The 14,505-nt window shown below is 68.8% G+C and carries 17 protein-coding genes; 10 read left to right on the top strand and 7 right to left on the bottom strand.

The features are described from left to right. Window positions 1-163: 163 nt before the first annotated feature. Entirely contained in the window at window positions 164-976 is an 813-nt protein-coding gene (locus DBR10_RS01930; RefSeq protein ID WP_158272187.1) for an alpha/beta fold hydrolase, read from the bottom strand. A gap of 116 nt (window positions 977-1,092) precedes the next feature. Here DBR10_RS01930 and DBR10_RS01925 point away from each other — a divergent pair, with 116 nt between their 5' ends. The 4 genes from DBR10_RS01925 (at window position 1,093) to DBR10_RS01910 (ending at window position 3,892) form a co-directional block, all read left to right on the top strand. Then, complete coding sequence (locus DBR10_RS01925; RefSeq protein WP_158272186.1) at window positions 1,093-1,650, top strand: TetR/AcrR family transcriptional regulator; 558 nt, start codon at window positions 1,093-1,095, stop codon at window positions 1,648-1,650. 54 nt (window positions 1,651-1,704) lie between these two features. Then, window positions 1,705-2,637: a sugar kinase gene (locus DBR10_RS01920; protein WP_108503996.1), complete on the top strand. Its 933-nt coding sequence runs from the start codon at window positions 1,705-1,707 to the stop codon at window positions 2,635-2,637. Window positions 2,638-2,771: 134 nt separating this feature from the next. Beyond that, window positions 2,772-3,143 (top strand): helix-turn-helix domain-containing protein, encoded by a 372-nt coding sequence (locus tag DBR10_RS01915; RefSeq protein WP_108503991.1) that lies wholly within the window; start codon window positions 2,772-2,774, stop codon window positions 3,141-3,143. Then, complete coding sequence (locus DBR10_RS01910) at window positions 3,140-3,892, top strand: DUF6456 domain-containing protein (protein WP_108503990.1); 753 nt, start codon at window positions 3,140-3,142, stop codon at window positions 3,890-3,892. Before DBR10_RS01915 ends, DBR10_RS01910 begins: the two co-directional genes overlap by 4 nt. Before the next feature lie 56 nt (window positions 3,893-3,948). Here the strand turns inward: DBR10_RS01910 and DBR10_RS01905 are convergent, their stop codons facing one another. Then, window positions 3,949-4,401: a PA2169 family four-helix-bundle protein gene (locus DBR10_RS01905; RefSeq protein ID WP_108503989.1), complete on the bottom strand. Its 453-nt coding sequence runs from the start codon at window positions 4,399-4,401 to the stop codon at window positions 3,949-3,951. An 85-nt stretch (window positions 4,402-4,486) separates the two neighbouring features. After that, window positions 4,487-5,488: an oxygen-dependent tRNA uridine(34) hydroxylase TrhO gene (gene trhO / locus DBR10_RS01900; RefSeq protein ID WP_108503988.1), complete on the bottom strand. Its 1,002-nt coding sequence runs from the start codon at window positions 5,486-5,488 to the stop codon at window positions 4,487-4,489. A gap of 65 nt (window positions 5,489-5,553) precedes the next feature. On the opposite strand from trhO, the gene DBR10_RS19230 reads away from it, so the two are divergent. Further along, window positions 5,554-5,715, top strand: coding sequence for a hypothetical protein (locus DBR10_RS19230; protein WP_199225305.1), 162 nt, complete (start codon window positions 5,554-5,556; stop codon window positions 5,713-5,715). An 11-nt stretch (window positions 5,716-5,726) separates the two neighbouring features. Here the strand turns inward: DBR10_RS19230 and DBR10_RS01895 are convergent, their stop codons facing one another. Beyond that, window positions 5,727-6,152, bottom strand: coding sequence for a SufE family protein (locus DBR10_RS01895; RefSeq protein WP_108556102.1), 426 nt, complete (start codon window positions 6,150-6,152; stop codon window positions 5,727-5,729). A gap of 40 nt (window positions 6,153-6,192) precedes the next feature. Then, on the bottom strand, window positions 6,193-6,888 hold the full coding sequence (locus DBR10_RS01890; RefSeq protein ID WP_335582541.1) for a sensor histidine kinase: 696 nt from the start codon (window positions 6,886-6,888) through the stop codon (window positions 6,193-6,195). Between the two features lie 287 nt (window positions 6,889-7,175). Here DBR10_RS01890 and DBR10_RS01885 point away from each other — a divergent pair, with 287 nt between their 5' ends. After that, a complete protein-coding gene (locus DBR10_RS01885) occupies window positions 7,176-8,933 on the top strand; it encodes a sensor histidine kinase (RefSeq protein ID WP_369831755.1) in 1,758 nt (585 codons plus the stop codon). Between the two features lie 15 nt (window positions 8,934-8,948). Here the strand turns inward: DBR10_RS01885 and DBR10_RS01880 are convergent, their stop codons facing one another. Further along, window positions 8,949-9,854: a hypothetical protein gene (locus DBR10_RS01880; RefSeq protein ID WP_233243186.1), complete on the bottom strand. Its 906-nt coding sequence runs from the start codon at window positions 9,852-9,854 to the stop codon at window positions 8,949-8,951. A 120-nt stretch (window positions 9,855-9,974) separates the two neighbouring features. Here DBR10_RS01880 and DBR10_RS01875 point away from each other — a divergent pair, with 120 nt between their 5' ends. Together DBR10_RS01875 and DBR10_RS01870 are read left to right on the top strand one after the other, a co-directional pair. Continuing rightward, on the top strand, window positions 9,975-10,304 hold the full coding sequence (locus tag DBR10_RS01875) for a DUF1491 family protein (protein ID WP_108506099.1): 330 nt from the start codon (window positions 9,975-9,977) through the stop codon (window positions 10,302-10,304). Window positions 10,305-10,437: 133 nt separating this feature from the next. After that, the gene (locus DBR10_RS01870; protein ID WP_108506098.1) at window positions 10,438-10,818 is read left to right on the top strand and encodes a hypothetical protein; all 381 of its coding nucleotides are present in this window, start codon (window positions 10,438-10,440) and stop codon (window positions 10,816-10,818) included. A gap of 10 nt (window positions 10,819-10,828) precedes the next feature. Here DBR10_RS01870 and DBR10_RS20370 read toward each other — a convergent pair whose 3' ends face one another. Further along, entirely contained in the window at window positions 10,829-10,963 is a 135-nt protein-coding gene (locus DBR10_RS20370) for a hypothetical protein (RefSeq protein WP_255579973.1), read from the bottom strand. A 203-nt stretch (window positions 10,964-11,166) separates the two neighbouring features. Between DBR10_RS20370 and DBR10_RS01865 the strand changes: the two genes are divergently transcribed. Both DBR10_RS01865 and DBR10_RS01860 read left to right on the top strand, forming a co-directional pair. Then, complete coding sequence (locus DBR10_RS01865; RefSeq protein ID WP_108556101.1) at window positions 11,167-12,636, top strand: DUF1570 domain-containing protein; 1,470 nt, start codon at window positions 11,167-11,169, stop codon at window positions 12,634-12,636. A gap of 156 nt (window positions 12,637-12,792) precedes the next feature. Beyond that, the gene (locus DBR10_RS01860; protein ID WP_146187813.1) at window positions 12,793-14,424 is read left to right on the top strand and encodes a tetratricopeptide repeat protein; all 1,632 of its coding nucleotides are present in this window, start codon (window positions 12,793-12,795) and stop codon (window positions 14,422-14,424) included. Window positions 14,425-14,505: the final 81 nt, after the last annotated feature.

Below are 14,505 nucleotides of genomic sequence, written 5' to 3'. Positions count from 1 at the left end.
TCGCCGGGACGGCCCCCCCCCTCTCTCAAAGAGAGAGGGACTTGGTCAGGGCGTCCGTTCCCAGCACACTCCAGAGCCCGCCAATCCCGTTCTCCGACGGGGATAACCACCCCGCTTCTCCCGCAAATTCAACGTCCTGGTGCCGTCACCCGGCAGGCCGCCTTCAGGGCTTCAGGACGACTTCTTCGACAAAGCTGATGAAGCGCTCGGCGAAGCGATCGGGATCTTCCAGGAAGGGGCTGTGGCCGCCCCGGAAGTGCTCAAACCGGGCCCCGGAGCGCAGGACGGCGGCGGCGCTTCTCTGCCAGCTGACGATCTGGTCGTCCCGGGCCCAGGCAAAGAAGATCGGGCCCTTCAGTCGGTAGAGCACCTCCCGGATGTCGGCGTCCGGCTCGGCGAAGCTGGCCCAGGCCTGCGCGAGCACTCCGGCCGTCTCGCGGGCCGAGGCGATGATCCGGTGGCGCTGGGCCCGAGCCGGACGGCGCGGCAGGACGAGCCGGTAGTAGAGGCTGAACAGGGCCGGGTACCATGCTGCGCCTCGCGCGCCGGCGGCGAAGGTTCCGGAGAAGGCGCGGCAAATGCTTTGGACAAGGCCGTCAACGGCGGCCAGCCCGCCCGGATTGCAGAGCACAAGGGCACGGACCCGCTCGGGCCGGCGGTCTGCGGCCAGGATGGCCGCCGCGCCGCCGATGGAGTTGCCGAGCAGGACCGGCGGTTGGCCCGGCTCGAACAGGACCTCCAGCAGGGCGACCAGAATTTCGGCGTAGCGGGCGGCCGTGGCCGGGGCGCCGGTGGCGTCGTCCGGGCTGCGGCCCTGGCCGGGCCAGTCGATACAGACCAAGTCAAACCCCCGGCCCGACAGGCGGGCTGCTAAGGCTTCGAAGTCCCTGCCGCCGTGGCCGATGGCGTGCAGGCACAGCACCGGCAGGCCGCTGCCCTGCCGGCTGACGGCGATCGGGGTGCCGCTGGCTATCACGAGGCAGAAGGGCTCGACAACGCCGGACTGATATCGGAGTGTGGGGGCTGTGATATCCATATCACCAAGTGATACGCATATCACCTGATGGTCAAGCTGCTTCTGGAATGCCGGTGATGACGCAAGCCCCGAACCCGACCCGAGAGGCCCTGATCCTGGCGGCGGCGGAGGAGATCGATACGGCTGGTTTTGACGGGACCAACACCAATGCGATTGCCCGCCGGGCCGGCTTCGCCCCCCAGACCTTCTACCGCCACTTCAAGGACAAGCTGGCGATCTTCATCGCGGTCTATGAGCGCTGGACGGACAATGAGCTGGGCGTGATCACCGGGGCCGGGTCGGCCGAAGCGCTGGTCAGAACGACCCTGGCGCACCATGCCGCGACCCGCCAGTTCCGGCGTGCCTTGCGAAGCCTCACGGTCAGCGATCCGGAGGTGGCCGCCGCCCGCGCCGCGTCGCGCAGCCGTCAGCTCGAGGCCGTCCGCCAGAGGGTCCCGGCCTTTGCCGCCCGCTCGCCAGCGGCCCAGATTGCCGTGCTCTTCACCTTCGAGCGACTCTGCGATGCGGTGGTTGAGGGCGAGTTCGAGCGGCTCGGCGTCGAGGCGGAGGCGGTGGTCCAGGAACTCGTCGCCCTGGCGGAAGGCTTCGGCGGCGACCAGGAGGCAACCCTCTAACCCTCGGCGAAAAAATCCCGTATGACGAAGCAAACCAACGAGGAAACCGGTGTCATGGCGAAGATCACGGTGCTGGGCGAGTGCATGGTCGAGCTGTCGCCGGACGGGGCGGCCGAGGACGGGGCCCCGCGCTACCGGATGGGCTTCGCCGGCGACACCTTCAATACCGCCGTCTATTTGGCCCGGCTGGGCGATGCGGTGGCCTATTGCACGGCGCTGGGGCAGGGCGATCCGTTCAGCGAGGGCGTGCTGGCGGCCATGCGCCGCGAGGGGCTGGATACCCGCCTGGTGCGCGAGGCCCAGAACCGCCTGCCGGGCCTCTATGCCATCGTGCTGGACGACAGCGGCGAGCGCCGCTTCCACTACTGGCGCGAACGCGCCCCGATCCGTGACCTGTTTTCCGAACACACTGCCGACCAGCTGATCGAGGCGGCCAAGGCCAGTGACCTCGTCTACCTGTCCGGCGTCACCCTGGCGGTGATCGGCGATATCGGCCGGGCGCGGCTGAAGGACATCCTGGCATATGTCCATTCGCTGGGCGTGGCCGTGGCGCTCGACTTCAACTATCGCCCAGCCCTGTGGGCCGGACCCGAGGCGGCGCGGGCCGCGCTGGACGGCATCGTGCCGGCCTGCCGCTATGTCTCGCTCAGCAGCGAGGACTCCCGGCCGCTCTACGGGCGCGAGGCCGCAGAGCTGGCCGCCGAATGGGCCGCGCTCGGGGCCGAGGTGGTGGCGCGCGACGAGAGCCATGCGGTCACCGTCTATCGGCCTGAAGGGCCGACGGTCACGCCGCCGCCGGCGCGGGTGAAGGCCCTGGACACCACCGGGGCCGGCGACAGTTTCAACGCCGCCTATCTGTCGGCCCGGCTGGCGGGGATGCCGGTCGAGACCGCCGTCGCCCGGGCCCATGCCCTGGCCGCCGCCGTCGTCTCCTGCCGGGGTGCCATCGTGCCCCTGGCCTCAATGCCCGTTCTCGAACGGGGATAAGTCAGTTTCGGTCGTAGGTTTTTCAACGGCTTATTTTCCTACTTGTGCGTGACGATAGGAAAATTATCCTCGGTTGTGGAAATCAACCTAATGTCGAGTCAAGGCCGTCGCTTGCGGCTCGATGAGAGGATGCCATGTTGGTTCAAGCTCTTGAGGACCTGTGGGCGATCTCGCCCGATCCCCGTCGCGATCGGCTGACTGTCGCGTTCGTCACCCATCTGGTGGCCCTGGCCACCGATGTCTCGCCAAGTGACATCGCCGCCCACAAGCGGGTGTCGTCGGCGGCGGCGCGGGCCCGGCAGATCGCGATCTACCTGACCCACATCACCTTCCACTGGCCGCTGGCCCGGGTGGCCTTCGCCTTCGGGCGCGATCGCACCACCTGTGCCCATGCCTGCCACCGGGTTGAGGACCTGCGCGAGAACCCGGACTTCGATGCCCGGCTGGGCGCGCTGGAAGACTGCCTGCGCCAGGCTCCGCGCAAGTCCGAGGAGCCCCTGCTGTGAGTGCCGACGCGGAACTCGCAGCCGGGCACCTGGCGAGGCGGGCCGCTCGCCTGCTGGCCCGGCCGGGCGCGGTGATCGAGGCCGAGCCGCTGGGCTATGCGGTCCGGCTGGGTCCCAACCGTCGCCGACGGCCGATGCTGCTGATCGACGAGGCTGGATTCCGGGCCCTGGTGCGGCTGGTGGATCTCTCGCCCCGGGCCCAGGGGGGCTGGGTCATGGCGTTCGGGGCGAGGGCGGCGGAGGCATCGTCGCTGCCGCCGGCCCCGCCGCCCGGCTGCCCCGGCCTGATCGAGGGCGAGCGGGTGATCGAGGAGCCGGGCCTCGGCCCCACGACCTTCCGGGCCAATCTGGGCGAGTCGCCGCTGGCCTGGCTGGCGCGGCGGCGCGATCCGCAGGGCCGGCCCTGGCTGAGCCCGGTCGAGGCCGCAGCCGGCGAGCGGCTGCGCGAAGAGTTCCAGCGGGCGGGCTCGGTCGGCCGGTTGACGATGGACTGGGACAGCGCCGTGCGGGTCGACGGCGGCAGCGGGCGCAGGCTTGAGCCGGCCGAGCGGGCGCGGGCCGCCAAGGACCGCATCGCCGCCGCCCTCGATGCGGCCGGGCCGGGCCTGCGGGAGATCCTCGAACATGTCTGTCTGGCGGGCTCGGCCCTTGAGGCGGCCGAGCGGGCCCTGGGATTGCCGCGCCGGGCCGGCAAGACCATCCTGAAACTGGCTCTGCAGCGGCTGGCGGTTCACTACCGCATGGCCTGACGCGAAAAGGGCGGGACCTTTCGATCCCGCCCCATGCTGCAAGCCGGGGCCTGAAGCTAGTGCTTCAGGGCGTGCTTGATGTCGCGCATCTGGTCGTGGCCGGCCTTGACCGAGATCCAGGCCTTTTCGATCACCGCGTGGGTGTGCATCTCGACATCGCTGTCGCCCAGGGCCTTCTCGTAGCGGGCCTTGATGTGATCCTCGCCGGCCTCGACTTCGTTGATCACGGCCTCGTCCCCCTTGATCAGGCTGTCCTTGAGGTTGTTGAAGACCCGCTGGGCGGCCGCCAGCACGGTGCCGTCATCCTTGGGTTCGCCGCCGAGGCGGCGGACTTCGTTCTGCAGGTCCGAGACAATCGTCCGGCGCTCCTGGGCCCGGCGCTGGAAGAGGTCCTGGAAGCGCTGGCCGTCGGCGTGCTCGGAGGCCTGTGCATAGCCGTCGGCACTGTCGATGGTGGTCTCGACCAGGCCGTTGACGAGCTTGATGTGGTCTTCGTTGGAGTGGGGCATGAAAGCCTCCCTGTTGCGCGAACAGGGCTAACGCGGGGCACCGGCAGGGGTTCGAAGCGGGACCGTGGAATTGTCCGGCCAGGGGTCAGTCGGTCGTCGGATCGTCCCGCAGATCGTGGGTTGGCGTGAGCGCCGCGCCGACATGCTCGATGCCCAGTTCGCGGGCCCGGGCGACCTGGCGGTGGCGTTCGGCATAGCGGGCCTTGCTGGCCGCGTCGCGCTGGTCGTGGCAGGCCGGGCAGGTGACGCCCTCGACAAAGAGCGGTGAGGTGCGATCCTGCAGGCTCACCGGTCGTCGGCAGCCCCGGCAGAGGCTATGGGTGCCCGGGCTCAGGCCATGGCCGACGGCGACGCGTTCGTCGAACACGAAACACTCCCCGCGCCACAGGCTTTCGGGTTCGGGTACGGCTTCCAGATAGTCGAGGATGCCGCCCTTGAGATGGAAGACCTGTTCGATGCCTTCCGACTTCAGGAAGGCCGTCGACTTCTCGCAGCGGATGCCGCCGGTGCAGTACATGGCCACCTTCAGCGGCGGCGCGTCGGGGCCGCGCTGCTGCTCGAGGTCGGCGCGATAGCTGCGGAACCAGTCGGGAAAGGCCGAGAAGCTTTCGGTTTTCGGATCGACGGCGCGTTCGAAGGCCCCGATGGCGACCTCGTAGTCGTTGCGGGTGTCGATCACCACGACGTCGGGGTCGGCGATCAGGGCGTTCCAGTCTGTCGGCGCCACATAGGTGCCGACGTCGGCGACCGGGTCGAGGTCCAGCAGGCCCAGGGTGACGATCTCCTTCTTCAGCCGCACCTTCATGCGGTGGAAGGGCAGGGTTTCGGCCCAGGCGGTCTTGGGGGTCAGGTCGGCGCAGCCGGGCAGGCTGCGGATATGGGCCAGGACGGTCTCGATCGCCACATCGGTCCCGGCGATGGTGCCGTTGATCCCCTCGCGAGCCAGCAGCAGGGTGCCCTTGACCCCCTGGGCGCAGCACAGGGCTGCCAGCGGACCCTGCAGGGCGGCCGGATCATCGAAGCGCGTGAACCGGTAGAGGGCGGCCACGCGGAAGCTCTGGGGTTTCGTCGTCACGGGCGAGGCCATAGGCCCTTCATCTGCACCGCTCAAGAGCGCCGGAACCAAAAGCCTGTGCTGACGGTTACCCCGCCATGAGCATCCTGATCGTCATCCTTATCGCCCTCGTCCTTCTCGGACTTGCCCTCTACATCGTTCAGAGGTCGCCGATCCCGTCACCGGTCAACTGGATGGTCCAGCTGGTCCTGGTGGTCATCGCGATCCTGTTCATCGGCAATCGCGCGGGCTTCTTCTAGGGGCTTTCCGGTCAGTTGAGGGCGGCGACCGCGTCCGTCTGGATGCGGTTGACCATCGCCTTCAGCCCGTTCGAGCGTTGCGAGGACAGAGCTTCTGACAGGCCCAGCCGGTCCAGCGCCGCCTTGGCGTCGAAGGTCGCGATATCGGCCGCCGGCCGGCCTGAATAGAGCCGCAGCACGATGGCGATGAGCCCGCTGACGATATGGGCGTCGCTGTCGCCGCGGAAGACGATCGAGCCATCGGTCTGGGGCTCGGTGACCAGCCAAACCTGGCTGGCGCAGCCGCGGACCTTGTTGGCCTCCGAGCGCTCGGCCTCGGCCAGCGGGGCCAGGGTCCGGCCCAGCTCGATCACATAGCGATAGCGCTCTTCCCAGTCTCCGAGCAGTTCGAACTCGTCGGCCAGTTCATTGAGGGCGGCGTCGATGGGGCGGGTCATGGCGCGCCCTTTAGGCGGCGCTCCGCCGCGTGGCAAGCGTTCAGGCGCGGGGCAGGGACAGGTGGGCCGCCAGGCCTGCGCCGGGCCGCGAGCTGAGCCGCAGGGCTCCGTTCATGGCGCGCGCCAGCAGGTCGACGATCGGCAGGCCCAGTCCGACGCCGTGGCCGGACCGGTTCAGGACATCGCCGCCCTGTTCGAACGGGCGCAGCAGCCGGGCCAGTTCGGTCTGGGCCACGCCCGGGCCCTGGTCGACGATCAGGACCTCGACCGCGCCCCCGGCGGTGGGCTGGGCCGCGATGAACACCTGGGCCCCGTCCGGTGAGTGGGTCACCGCGTTCTGCAACAGGTTTGCGAGCATGGTCCGCAGGCCCCGGCGATCGGCCATGACACAGGGCAGCACCCCCAGATCGGCAATCCGGGCAGTGATGCCGCGCGCGGCCATCTCCGGCTTGAGGGGCTCGAGGGCCTCGGCGATCGCCTCGTCGAGCGGTTCCGGGCAGAGGTTGAGGTCCGTCACCTGACCTTCCAGGCGGGCCAGTTCGACGATCTGGTTGACCAGTTTCAGCAGCTTCAGACCGCTGTCATGCACGATGGCCGCATACTCGCGATACTGCGGCGCGCCGAGCGGGCCATAGAGTTCCTGGCTGAGGATTTCGGAAAAGCCGATCACGGCATTGAGCGGCGTGCGAAGCTCGTGACTGACCATGCGCAGGAACGACCGCTTGCGGTTGTCCATCGCGGCCCGCCGGCGTTCATGAGCCTGTGCGCGTCGCGCCGCCGAACTGCCCGGAGGAAACGCCGCGCCGAGAGACGCCGGTTCAGTCATCGTGTAAGCTCCCGGACGTTCTGTCCGCATTTACGACGTTCACTGTCGTTGCAGCCGCTTACGATTCCGTTTCCATCCACAGCCCATTCACGGGAAAGATCGCTCGACGATTGAGTGGTCTGGAGGGAACCGGCCCGGCGCACTAAGCTTTGATGTTGTCGCTTTGGCCTGCCGTTGCACGAGGAAGCCGTCAGATCTTGGACGTTCTGCCGCACGCCCGGAATTCACGTTCGCCTGCGCGATCCGCGCGGGACGACGAGGCCGCGCGTCTGTGGCGCCTGGGATGGCTGGTCTCCGTGTGTCTGGCGGCCGGCGCCGTAGCCCTGCTGCCCATACGGGTGGACTGGTCGATCTGGGCGGCCCTGGCGGCCGGGGGGCTGCCGGCCCTGCTGTCGCTCTATCTTTCGGACGGAACCCTGCGGGACAATGAGCGGGTCCAGTCCCTGCTGCTGGTCACCTGGGCTGTCGGCGGCACTCTGGCCATGGTTCTGACCGGCGGGGTTTCCGGAGCCATGAGCGCCTGGTGCCTGGCCCCTGTCGCGGCGGCGGCCACGGTTTCTCCGGCCCGTCGACTGGCCGAGGGCGCGGCTCTGGCGCTGATCGGGGGCTGTGTCGCGGCCCTGACCCAGCTGTCGGGCCTCGGCCCGGCCGCTCCGACCGGGACCCTGGCCTTCATTCTCGGCTTTCTGGCCCTGACCTCGACCGGCCTCGGCCTGGCGTCGGGCCTGCTGATCGGTCATCGCCGGGCCGGAGACCGTGACAGCCGCGCCGCGGCCGGCCTGCAGGTTCTGGACGGTCTTCTGGACGGCCTGCCGCATCTGGCGATCAGCCTGAACCCCAGTGGCCGGGTCGAGAGCGTCCGGGGCACCCCGCCGGCGGGGATCATGCTCGAGGCCCTGAGCCGCGACGGACTTGTGGCGGTGGCTGCGCCGGGGGACCGGCAACGCCTGTCCAGCGCCGTGGCCCAGGCCTTCCGCGACGGCCAGGCCAGCCTGGTCTTCGCACCGGTGCTGGGTGTGGAGCGGCTGCTGGCCCTGGACCTGCAACGCACGACACCCCGGCTGCTGGTCGGGCTTCTGCGGGACGTGACCATCGAGCGCAACCGTGAAGCGGCTCTGGACCGCGCGCGCTCCGATGCCGAGGCGCTGGCCGCCGGCCGGGCCCGTTTCCTGGCCAATATGAGCCATGAGTTGCGCACGCCGCTGAATGCGATCATGGGCTTCTCCGACATCATGCGCACGCGGATGTTCGGCCCCCTGACCGACCGCTACGGCGAATATGCCGAACTGATCCACGAGAGCGGCGGCCACCTGCTGGACCTGATCAACGACGTGCTCGACATGTCGAAGATCGAGGCCGAGCGCTTCGAACTGTCGCGCGGTGTGTTCGATGCCCGCGAGGCCGTCCAGGCGGCGATGCGCCTGCTGCGCGTCCAGGCCGATGGTGCGGGCGTGCAGTTGCGCGGGGTTCTGCCGCCGGGTGATCTCGAGGTGGATGCCGACCGGCGCGCCCTCAAGCAGATTGTCCTGAACCTGATCTCCAACGCCCTGAAATTCACCCCGCGCGGCGGTCAGGTGACGGTGACGGCCGACGGCTATGACGGCGTGCTGGAAATCGTCGTCGCCGATACGGGCGTCGGTATCAGCCCCGAGGATCTCGAGCGGCTGGGCCGTCCCTACGAGCAGGCCGGCGGTGTCGACCAGCGCGCGCGTGGCACGGGGCTGGGCCTGTCGCTGGTCCGGGCGTTTGCGAAGCTGCACGGCGGCGAAATGCATATCGAGAGCCGGCTGGGGGCGGGTACCAGTGTCTCGGTGCGTCTGCCGGTTCTGCTGACCCCGGCGCGGGGCCCGGTCCCGGTGGTCGAGCCCGAGCCTGTGGCGAAAGACCCGCCGGCTCCGCCGCCACCGCCGCCGACCAGCCTGGGCGACAATGTGATCGCCTTCGCGCCGCGCTGAGGCGGCTTTTCGGTCCTACCGCAGGAAGGCCCGTCCGGCCGCGAAATCGCCGACCTCGACATAGGCCTTGCGCACCACCTCGCCGTCGCGACCCGAGAAGGTGAACTCGATCGTCACCGCCTCACGCGGATCCAGCAGGCTGATCGCCTCGGCGGCGGCAGCCGGGAAACGGAAGGCAAGGCCGGACTTGGCCCCGTTCGGCAGGAGGGTCAGCGGCGACTCCTCGCGGGCTTCGGCGGTAAAGACGAGGCTGGCCGAGCGCGGGGCAACCCGGGCGGCGAGGTTCCGGCCGCCGCGCGGATCGATATAGGGGCCCTGGGTCCGGACCGTATCGCGCAGCACCAGTCTGGCACCGTAGGGGCGCACGCCGTTTTCAAAGGTGGCGACGCTGAGGACCGCTCCCCCCCGACCGGCGAGGCCGAAGATCAGGCGGTCGCTGCCGAAGCTGGCCGGCTGTGACAGGCGCCAGAGCGGGATGGTCGTCGAGCTGGTCCGTTCGGCCTGCCAGGTGGCGATGTCGCCCGGATAGGTCATGCGCTGCAGGCCGCTATAAGCCTCGAAGGCCTTGCGAACCCGCGTGGCGGCGGTGGTCAGGTCTGCCGAGTTGCACGCCGTGGCAGCGGCCTTGGCCCGAGCCCTTTGCTCAAGGGCCTCGACCTGGCCCTGAGAGGCCCCTGAGCGCAGGGTCGCGCCGCGTGCCTGGGCCCGCGCGGCGTCTAGGGCCGAGCCGACCGGCGTTGCAAACAGCCGGCAGCGCGCATCGGCGGCCGTCATCAGGGTCCGTTCGTACAGTTGATCGGCGGCATTGGCCGCCAGCCCCTGGCCCGGGATCAGCAGGGCGGCCGCCAGGAGCAGGGCGCGGGCCGGCCGGACCGCAAACGCCCGGGATCGCGGGGCAGAAGCCTCGTCTGGGGCGGCCATGGCGCGGTAACTCCCGGGGCAGGATCGGCCGCTCGAAAAGAAGGGGCCGTTGGACAGGATATCTCGTAGGGTGCGAGACTTCAGGGCAGCCTAGCGGCCCAGGGTTGCGGTTCGGTTAGCATGCTTCTTTCGACAGACATCTGGGTCGGGGCGCTCATTCGCCGCGCGGAACTGGGCGGGGCCTTCGCCACCGTGGTGCGCAAGGGCGATCCCCGGGCCGGGGCGGTTCTGGTCAAGGCCGTCGACCGGCGCGAGAACAGGGCCCGGCTCTATGCTGAGGCTACGCGCGGCGATGGCGAGCGGTTCTGGATGCAGCCGACCAGGTCGGACTTCGAGCCGGATCTCGATGCCTATGCCGAGCGGGCGGCGCGCATCGATCCGGATATCTGGGTGGTCGAGATTGAAGACCGCGACGGGCGTCACTTCCTGACCGAGGCGGTCGAGGTCTAGCTGTTCTCAGTCGGGAAGCTGTGGAAAACGGGCCGCGTGCGGGGCGTTAACCGCAAACCTAAACCGGACTGAAAGCCGTCCGGGTTCATAGGGGAGGGGTATCGGAAACCTCTTAAGCCCCAGTCCTGAACCCATGCTCTTCCTGATGAACGATGTGGTCTTGAGTCTTGAAGTGACTCAGCTGACGCCGCCGGTCAGCAGTGACCGGTTTGCCAAGCTCTCGCTGACCTATGTCGGCGAGCTGGCCAAGGAGCTCTTCGCCGAAGAGCCGCTACTGCACCGCAAGGATCCCGAGCGCGCGATGCGGATCGCGGCCCTGATCGTCTCCAAGGCCCCGGAGGTCAATTCCGCCCTGATCATCGCGCCGGCGCGGGGCTGCCGGGTCGAGCAGGTTGCGGTGCGCTACGCCCAGATCGGCGTGGATGTAATGGCCGCGCTGATGCAGACTCAGAAGGTCGGCCTGCTGACCAATGTCGAGGCCGACCGAATGGTGTGGCACCGCCTGGCCGCCTGACCTTCCGCCTCTAGAAGAGAACGGTCAGCAGCCATTTCAGCGCCACGGCCGCGGCAATCAGGCCACCGATCGTGACAGTCATGCACAGGGCACTGGCCTCGGCGCGCGGCGGCTGCGAGCCATGCGGCTCGTCCCAAAGGGCCATGGTCTGTTTCCTCCTCAGGCCGGGCGCTCTCAAGGGCACCGCGTACCGGATAAGATGAGGATGACTCTTTCCGTGAGCCTTGAACAGGGGGCGTCGCCGGGCTTGATCGTCGCGGTCTAATCTGCACCACTGGGCCCGGCGTGCAATTTCGGGTTGTGAGGCGGACTGTGGCGGGACGACGGTGGGGTGCGGGACTGGCGGTCATGGCGCTGGCCCTGATGGCAGGGATGGGTGCGCCCGCACCGGCCCGGGCGGAGTGGCTCAAGGCCGAGAGCCGCCATTTCGTGGTCTACAGCGACGGTGGTGAAAGCGGTCTGCGCGCCTATGTGACCATGCTGGAAGACTTTGACGGCCTGCTACGCCTCTATCACGGCCGGGCGGCCGGGGCCGAAGAAGCCGATCGCAAGCTCGATGTCTATCTGGTGCGCACCAGCGACCAGCTTCGCAGGGTCTATCCGGATGCCCCCAAGACGGTCGCCGGCTTCTATTCCGCCAGCATGGCCGACATCTTCGCCGTGGCCATCCGCAAGAGCGACGGGCTCAGCGAAGACACCGTGCTGCATGAGTATGTCCACCACTTCATGCTGCAGCACTATCCCGGTGCCTATCCGGCCTGGCTGGTCGAGGGCTATGCCGAGTACTTCATGACGGCCGAGATCGAGGACCGGAAGATCCTCGTCGGCTCGCCGAACGGGGCGCGGGTCAGCACTCTGCTGCAGGGCGGCTGGATCCCGGCCCGCGACCTGCTCACCAAGCGCAGCGGCCAGCTGTCGAGCACCCTGGTGGGCGAGTACTACGCCCAGTCGTGGCTGCTGACCCACTACATGATCTCCGAGCCCGAGCGGCGCAAACAGCTTTCGGCCTATCTGTCGGCCCTCGGGTCCGGCGAGGACGCCCTCGCGGCGTGGACGCGGGTTGTGGGCTATGGGCCCGACGAGCTGGATCGGCGACTGAAGGTCTATCTGCGCAGCGCCATCCCGACCAAGACCCTGCCCCGGGCGGCCCGGCCGGACTTTCCGATGACCGTCTCGGCCCTGCCGCCCTCGGCGACGGACCTGCTGCTTGAAAACCAGCAGACCAAGCGGATTGCCGACAAGGCGCAGGGCGAGCGTTTGCTGGCCCAGATCCGGGCCGATGCCAAACCCTATCCGAACGACCGTCTGGCCGTCCTGACCCTGGCGCGGGCCGAAGCGGCCGCCGGCGACGCCAAGACGGCAGACACCCTGCTGGAGGCCTGGCTCAGGGACCATCCGGACGATGCCGAAGCCCTGCGGCTGGCCGGGGAGCGCAGTCTCGACCAGGCCCGGGATGACCCGCAGGCCCGTGCGGCCCTGCTGGCCCAGGCCGCGCGCTATTTCGGCCGCGCCAACAAGGCCGAGCCCGACAGCTATCAGACCCTCTACGGCTTCGCCCGGACCCGGGCCGGCGAGCCGGGCTATCCCAGTGACAACACCCTCAATGTACTGGAACTGGCGGCCCAGCTGGCACCGCAGGTGAAGGAGTTGCGGCTGACGGCCGGGCAGGCCCTGATCAGCCGGGGCCGGCTCGCCGACGCCCTTCGTCTGATCGAGCCGGTGGCGGCGGACCCGCATGGCGGCAAGGCGGCCGACATCGCCGAGGGTCTGCTCAAGACCATCCGCGAGCGCATGGCCGCCCAGAAGGCCAAGGGGTGATGGTTCCCCATTGGGCACCTCTGCCGCCTGAGCACGTGTCCTCCGGTGCCGCGTCGCGATCATCAGCCTTCTGACGCTCATGGGCCGATCCTCGCCTTGAGCCGCGCCGCGAATTCGGCCAAGCTTTTTCAAGTCTTGGTTGTGGTGGCGGGGGTCATGGGGAAACGAAACTGGCTGGCAGGCGCTGTCGCGATAGCCGTGCTGGCGGGCGGAGCAGGGCCCTGTCTGGCGGCGGGCGCGGCGGCCCAGGCCACCGAGGTCGACAAGGTGCTGGTGTCGCCGGCCCAGGCCGGGCGCTGGATGAAGGCCGAGAGCCCGCGCTTCACGGTCTATAGCGACGGCGACGAGCGGCTGCTGCGCGACTATGTCGTCAAGCTGGAACGCTTCGACACCCTGCTGCGACACCTGCACAACATGCCGCTGGACGGCGTGCCGCCGCGCAAGCTGTCGATCTTCCTGATCCGTGACCGCGCCCAGTTCGAGGTGGTGTGGCCGGGCATGCCCAGCGGCGTGGCGGGGTTCTATACCTCCAGCGTCGGGGACATCTTCGCCATGGCCACCCGCTCGCGCGACGACAACACCGTCGTTCAGCACGAGTACGTGCACCACTTCATGCTGCAGTACTTCCCCTACGGCTATCCGGCCTGGCTGGTGGAGGGCTATGCCGAGTACTTCGGCAGCGCCGAGGTCGAGCGTGACACTATCACCATCGGCCGCAACACCGGTCGGGGCGGCAATCTGGAGGACATCGCCTGGGTGCCCATCCGCGCGGTGCTGTCCAAGCGCCCCTTCGAGCTTAAGGGCAGCGACCCGGCGATGTTCTATGCCGAGGCCTGGCTGATGACCCACTACTTCATGAGCGATCCGGCCCGCTACCAGCAGCTGACCGCCTATATGAAGGCCGTCGGCAGCGGCGATGATCCGGTCAAGGCCATGGAGGCGGCGTCAGGTCTGTCGGCTGAAGCCCTGCAGGCGAAACTGCGCGACTATATGCGGGTCAAGATCCAGGTCGTCACCCACACGCTCAAGGGGCTGCCGGCTCCGCCGATTGAGGTCACACCGCTCAGCAAGGCCTCGGATGACCTTTTGCTGGCCGACTTCTCGCTTCGCCGCCTCGGCCTCGCCAATGATGGCGAAGGCGACGAAGACGAAGACTCCGAAGGCACGCTCGAAGCCCGGGCCGAGGCCCGCAGCCAGCGGGCCAAGTGGCGGGCCGCGTTCCTGGCCGACATCCGGGCGCGGGCGGCGCGCCATCCCGGCGACCGCCTGGCCGAGCTGGTTCTGGCCCGGGCCGAACTGGCCCTCGGTGATCCGGAAAAGGGCCGGGTGCTGATCGAGACCTTCACCCAGGCCCGCCCGGATGATGCCGAGGGTCTGGAACTGGCCGGCCTGGCCCGGCTGGCGGCCGGTGACCGGAACGAGGACCATCAGGCCGCGCTCTACAAGGAGGCGGGGCAGCTGCTGGGTCAGGCCTACAAGCTCGATCCCACCCGCTACCAGACCCTCTACGGCTATGCCCGCAGCCGGTCTCTGGATCCGAAGTATCCGACCCCGAACGTCATGGCGGTGCTGGAGGAGGCGCAGGGCCTGGCCCCGCAGGTCTCGGCCATCACCCTGGACACGGCGCGGGCCATGATCCGGCGCGACCGTCAGGATGAGGCCGCCGCGCTTTTGCAGCCCGTCGCCAACAGCCCGCACGGCGGTGCCGATGCCGCCCGGGCCCGGGCCATGCTGAAGGCCCTGTCCGAAGGTTCGGGCAGCGGTCCGAAGGGCGAGGGTGACAAATAGCGCCGGGGGGGCTAGTTCGGCGCGATGAGCACTTCTCCTGCCGCCCAGGCTGCCCGTCGACGCACCTTTGCCATCATCAGC

The organism is Caulobacter sp. HMWF025, from assembly GCF_003060965.1.
GTDB lineage: Bacteria > Pseudomonadota > Alphaproteobacteria > Caulobacterales > Caulobacteraceae > Caulobacter.
This window is presented reverse-complemented; position numbering and strand designations above follow the sequence as displayed.

What these genes read in the sequence shown, in the direction of transcription:
- DBR10_RS01925 (WP_158272186.1), top strand. Translation starts at nt 1,093, where the DNA reads ATGACGCAAGCCCCGAACCCGACCCGAGAGGCCCTGATCCTGGCGGCG.
- DBR10_RS01920 (WP_108503996.1), top strand. Translation starts at nt 1,705, where the DNA reads ATGGCGAAGATCACGGTGCTGGGCGAGTGCATGGTCGAGCTGTCGCCG.
- DBR10_RS01915 (WP_108503991.1), top strand. Translation starts at nt 2,772, where the DNA reads ATGTTGGTTCAAGCTCTTGAGGACCTGTGGGCGATCTCGCCCGATCCC.
- DBR10_RS01905 (WP_108503989.1), bottom strand. Translation starts at nt 4,401, where the DNA reads ATGCCCCACTCCAACGAAGACCACATCAAGCTCGTCAACGGCCTGGTC.
- trhO (WP_108503988.1), bottom strand. Translation starts at nt 5,488, where the DNA reads ATGGCCTCGCCCGTGACGACGAAACCCCAGAGCTTCCGCGTGGCCGCC.
- DBR10_RS19230 (WP_199225305.1), top strand. Translation starts at nt 5,554, where the DNA reads ATGAGCATCCTGATCGTCATCCTTATCGCCCTCGTCCTTCTCGGACTT.
- DBR10_RS01895 (WP_108556102.1), bottom strand. Translation starts at nt 6,152, where the DNA reads ATGACCCGCCCCATCGACGCCGCCCTCAATGAACTGGCCGACGAGTTC.
- DBR10_RS01890 (WP_335582541.1), bottom strand. Translation starts at nt 6,888, where the DNA reads ATGGACAACCGCAAGCGGTCGTTCCTGCGCATGGTCAGTCACGAGCTT.
- DBR10_RS01880 (WP_233243186.1), bottom strand. Translation starts at nt 9,854, where the DNA reads ATGGCCGCCCCAGACGAGGCTTCTGCCCCGCGATCCCGGGCGTTTGCG.
- DBR10_RS01875 (WP_108506099.1), top strand. Translation starts at nt 9,975, where the DNA reads ATGCTTCTTTCGACAGACATCTGGGTCGGGGCGCTCATTCGCCGCGCG.
- DBR10_RS01870 (WP_108506098.1), top strand. Translation starts at nt 10,438, where the DNA reads ATGCTCTTCCTGATGAACGATGTGGTCTTGAGTCTTGAAGTGACTCAG.
- DBR10_RS20370 (WP_255579973.1), bottom strand. Translation starts at nt 10,963, where the DNA reads ATGGCCCTTTGGGACGAGCCGCATGGCTCGCAGCCGCCGCGCGCCGAG.
- DBR10_RS01865 (WP_108556101.1), top strand. Translation starts at nt 11,167, where the DNA reads ATGGCGCTGGCCCTGATGGCAGGGATGGGTGCGCCCGCACCGGCCCGG.
- DBR10_RS01860 (WP_146187813.1), top strand. Translation starts at nt 12,793, where the DNA reads ATGGGGAAACGAAACTGGCTGGCAGGCGCTGTCGCGATAGCCGTGCTG.